This window comes from Planotetraspora silvatica (assembly GCF_016863315.1).
GTDB lineage: Bacteria > Actinomycetota > Actinomycetes > Streptosporangiales > Streptosporangiaceae > Planotetraspora > Planotetraspora silvatica.
Window position 1 is genome coordinate 23,876 of record NZ_BOOQ01000066.1, and the last position, 9,256, is coordinate 33,131.

The 9,256-nt window shown below is 68.4% G+C and carries 12 protein-coding genes; 7 read left to right on the forward strand and 5 right to left on the reverse strand.

Annotated elements, in window-relative coordinates:
- Positions 1 to 84: 84 nt before the first annotated feature.
- The 3 genes from Psi02_RS38205 to Psi02_RS38215 all read left to right on the forward strand — a co-directional run bounded on the left by Psi02_RS38205 (position 85) and on the right by Psi02_RS38215 (position 2,381).
- Positions 85 to 804, forward strand: a complete 720-nt coding sequence (locus Psi02_RS38205) for an IclR family transcriptional regulator (protein WP_203980813.1) — start codon at positions 85 to 87, stop codon at positions 802 to 804.
- Between the two features lie 562 nt (positions 805 to 1,366).
- Positions 1,367 to 1,900, forward strand: a complete 534-nt coding sequence (locus Psi02_RS38210; protein WP_203980814.1) for a transposase — start codon at positions 1,367 to 1,369, stop codon at positions 1,898 to 1,900.
- Between the two features lie 46 nt (positions 1,901 to 1,946).
- A complete protein-coding gene (locus Psi02_RS38215) occupies positions 1,947 to 2,381 on the forward strand; it encodes a hypothetical protein (RefSeq protein WP_239095510.1) in 435 nt (144 codons plus the stop codon).
- Here the strand turns inward: Psi02_RS38215 and Psi02_RS38220 are convergent.
- Positions 2,350 to 2,976 carry a TetR/AcrR family transcriptional regulator gene (locus tag Psi02_RS38220; RefSeq protein ID WP_203980816.1) on the reverse strand — a complete coding sequence of 209 codons (627 nt, stop codon included), beginning with the start codon at positions 2,974 to 2,976 and terminating at the stop codon, positions 2,350 to 2,352. The two genes, Psi02_RS38215 and Psi02_RS38220, sit on opposite strands and share 32 nt — an antisense overlap.
- A 111-nt stretch (positions 2,977 to 3,087) precedes the next feature.
- Between Psi02_RS38220 and Psi02_RS38225 the strand changes: the two genes are divergently transcribed.
- The gene (locus tag Psi02_RS38225) at positions 3,088 to 4,086 is read left to right on the forward strand and encodes an NADPH:quinone oxidoreductase family protein (protein ID WP_203980817.1); all 999 of its coding nucleotides are present in this window, start codon (positions 3,088 to 3,090) and stop codon (positions 4,084 to 4,086) included.
- Positions 4,087 to 4,372: 286 nt separating this feature from the next.
- Here the strand turns inward: Psi02_RS38225 and Psi02_RS38230 are convergent, their stop codons facing one another.
- Complete coding sequence (locus Psi02_RS38230; RefSeq protein ID WP_203980818.1) at positions 4,373 to 4,609, reverse strand: hypothetical protein; 237 nt, start codon at positions 4,607 to 4,609, stop codon at positions 4,373 to 4,375.
- A gap of 54 nt (positions 4,610 to 4,663) precedes the next feature.
- Here Psi02_RS38230 and Psi02_RS38235 point away from each other — a divergent pair, with 54 nt between their 5' ends.
- Positions 4,664 to 5,410 (forward strand): phosphotransferase family protein, encoded by a 747-nt coding sequence (locus tag Psi02_RS38235; protein WP_203980819.1) that lies wholly within the window; start codon positions 4,664 to 4,666, stop codon positions 5,408 to 5,410.
- A 150-nt stretch (positions 5,411 to 5,560) separates the two neighbouring features.
- On the opposite strand, the gene Psi02_RS38240 is transcribed toward Psi02_RS38235, so the two are convergent.
- A complete protein-coding gene (locus tag Psi02_RS38240) occupies positions 5,561 to 6,115 on the reverse strand; it encodes a suppressor of fused domain protein (RefSeq protein ID WP_203980820.1) in 555 nt (184 codons plus the stop codon).
- 107 nt (positions 6,116 to 6,222) lie between these two features.
- Positions 6,223 to 6,813 (reverse strand): TetR/AcrR family transcriptional regulator, encoded by a 591-nt coding sequence (locus Psi02_RS38245; RefSeq protein ID WP_203980821.1) that lies wholly within the window; start codon positions 6,811 to 6,813, stop codon positions 6,223 to 6,225.
- A 118-nt stretch (positions 6,814 to 6,931) separates the two neighbouring features.
- Here Psi02_RS38245 and Psi02_RS38250 point away from each other — a divergent pair, with 118 nt between their 5' ends.
- Positions 6,932 to 7,840, forward strand: coding sequence for an SDR family oxidoreductase (locus tag Psi02_RS38250; protein ID WP_203980822.1), 909 nt, complete (start codon positions 6,932 to 6,934; stop codon positions 7,838 to 7,840).
- Positions 7,841 to 7,950: 110 nt separating this feature from the next.
- Here the strand turns inward: Psi02_RS38250 and Psi02_RS41290 are convergent, their stop codons facing one another.
- Positions 7,951 to 8,385 (reverse strand): MBL fold metallo-hydrolase, encoded by a 435-nt coding sequence (locus Psi02_RS41290; protein WP_373317754.1) that lies wholly within the window; start codon positions 8,383 to 8,385, stop codon positions 7,951 to 7,953.
- Between the two features lie 55 nt (positions 8,386 to 8,440).
- Between Psi02_RS41290 and Psi02_RS38260 the strand changes: the two genes are divergently transcribed.
- On the forward strand, positions 8,441 to 8,827 hold the full coding sequence (locus Psi02_RS38260) for a MerR family transcriptional regulator (RefSeq protein ID WP_203980824.1): 387 nt from the start codon (positions 8,441 to 8,443) through the stop codon (positions 8,825 to 8,827).
- Positions 8,828 to 9,256: the final 429 nt, after the last annotated feature.

Here is a 9,256-nt window from a genome sequence, read left to right on the forward strand (position 1 = left end):
ACGGAAGGAAAGGGGCTGTCAATGGGTTACGAACCAGCCGAAAACGTGCGTCACGGCGGCCGGGCGTCGTCGGCCGGCAACGCGGTGACCAAGACGCTCAACGTGCTGGAGGCCGCCGTCGCAGGCCAGGGACCGCGCCGGCTCGCCGATATCTGCGTCGAATCAGGCGTGCCGAAAGCCAGCGTCCATCGCATCCTCGCGACACTCGCCGAACTCGGCTTCATCACCAGTGAGGGCGGCGGCAGCTACCGCGCGGGCCCCCGCATGCTCGCCCTCGCCGAGGAGGTCAAGGCCGCCAGCGCAACCGGCATCGGCGACGTCCTCACCCGGCTCTCCCGGGATGTGCGCCAGACCGTCCACCTCGCGCTGCACAGCGGCGACCACGCCGTCTACGTCCACAAAGTCGAGGCCGACCAGCCCTACCGGATGGCCTCCCGCGTCGGCATGCGCCTGCCCCTGCACTGCACCGCCATCGGGAAATGCATCCTGGCGCACCTCCCGGAGGACGAAGTGGTGTCCATCGTCGCCAGCGCGGGAATGCCCGCGAAGACGTCCGAGACGATCACCGACCTCAAGCGGCTGTCCGTAGAGCTGGCGCAAATCCGCGAACAGGGCTATTCCATCGACAACGAGGAGAACGAGAAGACCATACGGTGCATCGGCGCCCCCGTCTTCGACCGCACCGGTGCCGTCGTCGGCGGCGTCAGCATCTCGACGGTCGCCTTTCTCCTGCCCCGCGAGGAGTTGCTCGCCTTCGCACCCGTCCTGCAAACGGCTGTCGCCTCTCTCACAAACCTTCTCTAATTGCAACGAAAACACATTTAGAGAAATCGCCGGCTACCGATACTCGACCGTGAAGGCCCAATGGTCGCGCAGCGCCATTGGCGTGCTTGGAACTTCACTCAGTACCGCAGCACGGGTCAGGAGCCATCTTGCACATCTCACACTGAACGTCTTTCGTGCGCCCAGCGGCGCAGGAGTTGAAGTCGCCTCCGTGACAGCGCCTGACCTGTGTCTTCATAAGCCCGCCATCGCTTGCCGGTGTGAATCCGGTCCGAGCCGCTGCCGGGATCCCCGATAGCAGCAGGACTGGCAGTTTCGTATGGAAACCCCGTGATGCGAGATGCGGTTAGATCAAATGCGCGGTTCAGGGAGCATGCCGAAATTTGATTCGACACCTCGACCGCGAATGCTCAAAATAGATGAAGCTCTATGGCAATGATCCAGGGGCAACCGGCTGAAGCAACTCCTGGCCCAACATCGAATTCCTCGTGGCCACGGAATGTCACGCTTCCAATCCGCTGCCCCACCGGCACTTTGTGTCTCAGGCGACGGGCAGAGTCCCCGACATTTCCGTCAGGCCTGAATGTCCCGACGCGAGCGCAGAAGAGCCGCCATCAATGTCGTGTACTGCAGTTTCGCCACCAGGGCCGGGCACGCGCTGGTCGGTGCGCGCCTGTATCTTCCGGCCGAACAAGCCGCCGATGCCGCCCGGCGCAGGCAGGCCCGGGTACCTGAGGAGGTGAAGTTCGCGACCAAACCGGAACTGGGCCGACAGATCCTGGCCGGCCTGCACGCCGAAGGCCGGCTGCCGCCGTGGGTGACCGGGGATGAGGTATACGGCCGTGACCCAGGCCTGCGGACCTGGCTCGAACAGGCCGGCACTGGCTATGTGCTGGGGATCTCCAAGTCGACCCCGGTCGCCTTCACCAAGACCCGCCAGGCCAGGGCCGATACCGCGCTGAAGATGCTGATCGCCTCGGACTGGGTCATCGATTCGTGCGGGGGCCGGCTCCAAAGGCGAACGCCGTTACGCCTGGGCCTGGATCGGCACCGCCGACCCACGCCATCACCTGCTGATCCGCCGCAGCCTGGTCCTCAATGCCAAAGGCGTCCGTGAAGTGGCGTTCTACCTGTGCTTCGTCCCCGAGGGGCACCCTGTCACGTTGCGTACCCTCATCACGGTCGCCGGGCGCAGGTGGCCTGTGGAGGAAGATTTCCAGACTGGAAAGGACGCGTTCGGGCTGGACCATTCCCAGGTCAGGACCTACCCGGCGCTGCTTCGCCACCTCGTGCTCACCATGGCCGCACTGGCCGTGTGTGCCGTCACCGCCGCCCGGGCTCGCACGACCAGCGGCAGCACGATGCCGCTACCGATCAGCCCCAACGATGTCCCGCCGGCCGACCCGGGGCTGATCGCGTTGACCGTCGCCGAGGTGAAACGCCTGGTCAACCTACTCACCCACAGATGGCACGATCTGGAACATCACCTGCGCTGGCACATCTGGCGACGACGACACCAAGCCCGGGCCCGCTGGTTCCACCACCGAACACGACTCAACCGCCGACTCAACCGCCGATGTGTGACGGCGCGGACGTGAGCGTGTCCCAGGCGGCCATCGCGCAGGTGATGACCGCTTCCAACTCGGCGCGGTCGGCGCCGTCGCGGGCTTGTATGGAGAGGCCCTGCACCACGGTGGTGTAGTAGCGGGCGATGGCGTCGAGGCTGGCGGGCGGCGCGGTGAGGTCGCCGTCGGTGACGCCGCGGGCGAGCCGGTCTTTGATGGTGGTGAGCATGTCGCGCCGGAGGCCGGCTAGGAACTCTCGGACCGCGTGGTTTTCCACGGCGCCGGTGGGCGCGGCGAGGATGAGCATGCAGTAGTGCGGGGTGTCGGGGCGGGTGATCTCATCGGCGGTGGCGCGCAGCATGGCGTGGATCGCGGCGCGCGCGGTCGGTTGTTCGCGCAGCGCGCGCCTGGGCGGCTCGCCTGAGGTGGTGCCGTAGAGCGCCATGACCTTGCGGAACAGGTCCTGCTTACTGCCGAAGCAGGCGTAAATGCTGGCCGAGGCGATACCCATGGCCTGGGCCAGGTCGTTGAGCGAGGTGCCCTCGTAGCCCCGTTCCCAGAACAGGTCCAGCGCCTGGCGCAGGGCGGTGTCCGGGTCGAATGTGCGCGGCCTGCCGCGAGTGGCCATCGGGATGCGTCTCCATACTTGTTTGCCGTTCGATCAAGTTTACCTTGACCTTCGCCGGACGGCCGTGGCACGATTTTTTGATCGTTCGATAAAAAAAGGAAGCCGATCGTCATGAGCGTTCCCGCAACCATGCGCGCCCTGCAGCAGACGTCACTGAACGGCCCGCAGGACCTGGGCCTGATCACCGACGCGCCGGTACCGAGCCCGGGCCCGGGCGAGGTCCTGATCCGTGTCGCCGCCGCCGGCGTTAACTTCGTCGACATCTCGCAGGCCCGCGGTACGTTCGCAGGCGGCCCGCAGCCGCCGTATCTGGCGGGCATCGAGGGCGCCGGTGAAGTCACCGCCGTTGGTGAGGGGGTGACCGACCTGGAGCCCGGCGTCCACGTCATCGGCGTCGGCGTCCGAGGCGGCGCCTTCGCCGAATATATGGTGCTGCCCGCGGCGGGCGCGGTGCCGGTGCCGACGGGCTGGGCCGACGAGCAGGCGCTGGGCCTGGTCGTGAACTGGCCAACCGCGCTGGCGGCGCTCAAGCCACTGGGCGGCGTCACCGCAGGGCAGACCGTGCTGATCCACGCCGCGGCCGGCGGGACCGGCCAGGCCGCGGTGAAGATGGCCAAACACTACGGCGCTACGGTGATCGCCACGGCATCGCCAGGCAAGCACGAGGTGGTACGGGCGCTGGGCGCCGATTACGTCATCGACTCCCGCGGCACCGACATCGCCGCCGAGGTCCTGCGGCTGACCGACGGCGCGGGCGCGGACCTGGTGCTGGAGTCGGTCGGCGGCGCCACCCTCGACGCCAGCCTGGCCGCGACCAAGCGGGTCACCGGACGGGTTGTCGTCTATGGCGTGGCCGGCGGCGAAGCCGCGATCACCAACTGGGAACTGGTCTACAAGCACCAGATCCACGTCATCGGCCTGAACATCGGCACCCTGATCCAGGCCGCACCGCAGATCTTCGGCGAGGTCATGGGCCAGTTGTTCGGGCTCCTCGCGGCCGGGGTGCTCGGCCCCGGCCAGCCCACCGTGTATGAGCTGGCCGAGGGGCCGAAAGCACTCGCGGAGCTGGAAGCGCGGGCCACCGTGGGCAAGCTGGCACTGCTGCCCTGAGCAGACCGTGACGCCAGGTGGCGGGCCGCCTCGGCGTTTCTGAGGGGCCACATGGGTGTGCGGCTGCCGCGATCATGACGCGTTGAGACACGATCAAGACGCGGCAGTCGCTGCTGCACCGCCGATGAGAAGTCCTCCGCCGGTGGGGCGGCGCTGCCTGCCAGTACAGCGACACGGTGGGCTGTCCAGCATTACTGCAGGCACCCTCGCACAGATCACGATCTCGGACTGCCGTACTAGGCTTTCAAGACCCATCCTCCCGAAGCTCAGGAGGCGTGGTGCCTCGTCAGCTCCATCGTCGGTAGCGCCCTTGGAGGTGCTCCTCTTCTGCCATGTGCGTGATGGGCTCGATCACGGCACAGCAGTCGTCGACGGCTGTGCCGTTGTCCTGGGCGGCGACCCGGGTCGGTAGCCCGGCACAGGCAGGGCTGGTGCTCGCCGCAAGTTCGGTGCCGAGGGCGGTGCTGATGCTCGGCGGGGGCGTCCTAGCTGACCGGTAGCGGGACGCGGTCAGCCGCGCCATCGCACGCGATAAACCCGGCGACGTCGACGATCGCCCCCGGGATACTGGTCGTCCATGGATGAAGTCCAAATGGTCGTCGCCCATTCCGAGCGCGCGACCCTGCGCGTCGGCGACGTGTTCCTGAAGGTGGACGCCGATCAGGCGCGCATCGACGTCGAGGTCGAGGCGATGGCCCTGGCGCCGGTCCCGACCCCGAAGGTCCTGTGGCACAAGCCGCCGGTGCTCGCCATCGCCGCAGTCCCGGGGACGGCGCTCGGCAGCCTCGGCGAGCCGTCGACCGCGTCCCCGGCGGCGTGGGCCGCGGCGGGCGCCGTCATCCGGAGGTTGCACGACGCGCCGTTGCCGCCCCGGCTCGGCCGGGCCGGCCGGGGCCTCGACGAGTTGGCGGCGGATCTCGACGGCGAGTGCGAGTGGCTCGTGACGAACGGCGTCCTGCCCGCCGACCTGGTCACCCGCAACCGCCAGGTCGCCGAGGCCGCGCTCCGGCCGTGGCCTCCGGTGTTCACGCACGGCGACCTGCAGATCACTCACGTGTTCGTCGACGGCGACGAGATCACGGGCATCATCGACTGGTCCGAGGCGGGCCAAGGTGACGCCCTGTTCGACCTCGCCATCTTGACGCTCGGACACGAGGAGCACCTCGGCGACGTCGTCGCCGGCTATGGCACCGACGTCGACCTCGACGTGATCCGCGCGTGGTGGTCGTTGCGAAGCCTGCTAGTGGTTCGCTGGCTGGCCGAGCACGGCTTCGACCCGTTCGCGCCGGGCTGTGAGGTCGACGTGCTGAGATCCCGGCTGTGAGGCTGCGCGGGCCCGACTGCTATGAGAAGTCCTAGCGCCGCCCAAGCCGTCAGCCACTCCTCGTTCAACCCCAATGCCGCCTCATCCACTCGGCCGCTTCACGTCGATCATCCCAGCCGCCCTCATCGCGGCATGAGCGTGCATTCGGTGTCATACGAGTGACGGTCGGGTCGGGTCCAGGAGCTCGCTGACTCCGCCCCGGTCGAGTGCCGCGATGAGCGCGTCCGTTCCCTGCGACACCTTCAGCATGACCTCGGCCGGATGCAGCGGTATTAGCGCGAGCAGGGTGATCCACGTCCCGTACTCGTGCGGCAACCGAGCCACCTGCTTCAGCACGCGCACCGGCCACCCCGTCCGCTCGTCGTGCAGCGCCGCCTGCGTCAGCGGCCAGTCCGCCGGCAGGCACAGCATCAGCTCCGCATACGGACTGATTCCATGCCCATCGGGCACTGTCATCGGCCGCTCGCTCATCCCCGATGTGACCAGCGTCTGGTACGGACGCTCCGCCGAGGGCCCGACCACGTAGACATGCACCCCGACAAGGTGCGAGGCGATCTCGTGCAGGACGAACGCGACCGGTCCGAAGTGTGTGGCGATGTGCCGATCGATGGCCTCGGCCACCTCCTGCCGCTGACCGGCAGCCGCCACGAACCCGTCATACCGCGGCTCATGCCGCACAATCCCCGCCCCAGACACCTCGTCCACGACCGCGCAGTCTAGAGCAGTCGATGGCACGGGCGACCAGGCGGCGACGAGCAACGACCACCCGACGAGCGAACGGCACACGGTCGGCGGCGTGAGAGTGCACCCGTTCAGCGGTGGCCGAGATCCGGGTGTAGCCCTGGGGCCGACGTGACCGCGCGCAGCTCGGCGGCCACCTCGGCGATCAGGTCGGTGAGCAAGGCATCGCTGCCGGGCGCGACCCAGCGGGCGAACGCCACCCGGAAGACCGTGACGCCCGACTCGGTGGCGAGGATGGCCGGGGTCTCGCCGACGCCCTTGGCACGCAGGGCGGCGGCGACAGCGGCCGCCAGCGAGCCCATCTTGCGCAGCTCGCGCTCCTTTAGTTCGGGGCTGCCCTCGATGATGGACTGCCGCACGCGAACCAGGTCGAGGCGGTCGGCGAAGATCTCGTCCGCCACCTGGTGGAAGGCGGCGATAACGGTCTCGAAAGGGGCGGCGTCCGTCTCGGCGACCGCCTTGACCAGGACCTCCTCCAGCAGTTTGCCGCCGCTGAAGAGCGCTTCGCGCTTGTCGCCGAAGAGCCGGTAGAACGTGCGTTTGTCGAGGCCGGCACGGGCCGCGATGTCGGTGACCGTGGTCTGGTCGAAACCGCGCTCGCGGAACAGCTCCAAGGCGGCCGCCTCCAAGCGGCCGTGCGCGTCCGGTTGCCAGCGGGCCATGCCGGCGATGATATCCGATGTCACACGGCGACATCTCCTCGACGAGGCATGTCACATGGTGACATCACGATGTATGGTGATGTCACAAGATGACATCGCTCCTTGGGAAGGAACCACGATGCGGGTATTCGTCACCGGCGCCTCGGGCCACCTCGGCTCCGCGGTCCTGCCAGAACTGCTCTCCGCCGGGCACCAGGTCGTCGGCCTGGCTCGCTCCGACGCGTCGGTCGCCGTGATCGAGAAGCTCGGCGCCCAGGTACGCCGCGGCGGCTTGTCTGACCTCGACGTGCTGCGCGAGGAGGCGGCCGCCTCCGACGGCGTGATCCACCTCGCGTTCCGCCACGACCTCATGCTGACCGGCGACATGGCCGGCGCTGCCGAGGCCGACCTAGCCGCCCTCAAGGCACTTGCCGACGGTCTGGACGGCTCCGGCAAGCCGCTGGTCGGCACGAGCGGGACGGCCATGCTCGTGATGGGCGGCGTCGTCGGCCGCCCTGGTACCGAACGGGACGTGTTCGCGGGCGGCTACCGCATCGACGCGGAGAACTTCGTGGCCGACCTCGCCTCGCGCGGCGTGCGCTCGTCGATCGTCCGGCTTTCGCCCACAGTGCACAGCTCGCTCGACCACCACGGCTTCATGACGGTCATCATTGCCACCGCCCGGCAGAACGGGTACGCCGCATACGTCGGCGAGGGCGCCAACCGGTGGCCGGCCGTGCACACGCTCGACGCGGCCGACCTCTACCGGCTCGCCCTGGAGAAGGCCCCGGCCGGCTCGCGCCTGCACGCGGTCGCCGACGAGGGCGTCCCGTTCGCCGAGATCGCCGCCGCCGTCGGCCGCAACCTGGGCATCCCGGTCCGGAGCATCAGCCCCGAGGAGGCGGGCGACTACTTCGGCTTCCTCGGGTCGTTCGCGCAGATGGACAACCCGGCGTCGGCCGCGATCACCCGCGAACTGCTCGGCTGGACCCCGGCCCACCGCGGCCTGATCGCCGATCTGGACGAGGGGCACTACTTCCAGGCATGAACCACAAGCGGCGGCCCGGGACTTGTTCCCGGCCGCCGTTTCGGTTTGTCGGATACTCGGGACGAGCCCAGCTGCTCGGCTTCCGACAGGGGGTTACTCCCGGCCGTTGGTCACTGCTTCGTGTATTCGGCCAGTTCCCAGGGGTCATGTGCCGAGAACACTGCCACGCCGTGGTCGTTCGCGAGCGAGCGTAGAACCTCCTGGCTGGACACCCGCCGCTTCGGGTCGACCTGTCGTACCCCGCATGCCCCGCGCTGTGCCCGCCGAGAGGTACGAACAGGATGTACTCCGGCAGGCCCGCCAGTGGCCGGACCCCCTCGGCGCCCTTCCATGTCGTGCCCGTGCCGGGATAGGTCACCCAGTTCGGTCCGTGCGCCCAGTGGCCGGGCCGGTGGCGCAGGCTGGGCGCCCCGGCCAGCGCCGCGTCCAGTTCCGCCGCCATGACATGCACCTGGGCCTGGGGGGAAGTCCGGCAATCCCCCGCAGTGGTCCACATCCAGATGGGTGACCACGATGTGGCGTACATCGGCGGGGTCGTAGCCCAGCGCAGCGACCTGCCGCACGGCCGTCTCGGCAGGGTCGAGCAGGGGCTCGACTTGCTTGATTGACATCGGCGAAGTGGCCAGGCAGAGCGGGCTGGCTGCTTCGGCGCTGCGTTTCTACGAGCGCAAGGGACTCATCGAGGCCGACGGGCGCAATGGGCTGCGCCGGGCGTACCGGCCGGAAATACTGGAACGCTTGGCGCTCATTGCCTGCGCCCGCGACGCGGGGTTCACGCTGTCCGAGATCGCCGAGTTCGTGCGGGCCAGGCCGTCCGACGCGCGGCTGCGTGAACGCATGGCCGCCAAGGAACGCGAGGTGGACGAGCGGGTCTCCCAGCTCACCCGGCTGCGTGACAGCCTGCGGCACGCGGTGGTTTGCGAGCACGATCCGCTGATCGAGTGTCCCGACTTCAAGCAGGCCGTACGCCGCATAACCCAGGGATGATCACGCGGAGCTGACCTACTTCTTGCGTCGCAGCGCAGCGCCACCTCCCGCACCGACACGTCGAACCCGTGCCTGCCCCCGGGCGGCAGCAGCCAGGTGGCTCGCGTAGCGCCCTGACGCCGCCTGCGCCGATTTGGTCTCCAGGAGGCCGTCTCCCCCGGTGAGATCGCGGCGGTTGCGGGCGGCGACACGTAACACCGTCCTGAACATTCCGCTAACGCAGCGTGGCCCTCGTGCGCGTACGCGTAACGAGCGGCGGCATTTAGGCGATTTTCCCTAGGCACTTTCCCCGCAGAAGAGAGATTTCTGGCGCCCCCGATCCCAATGCCCCTGATGTTCGAGTTAGGAGCAAAATCCTGTGGCAATCCCCAGAGCACGTCGGCTTGTCGCGGCGGCGAGTCTGCCGCTGATGGTTGCGGCGACCGTGGC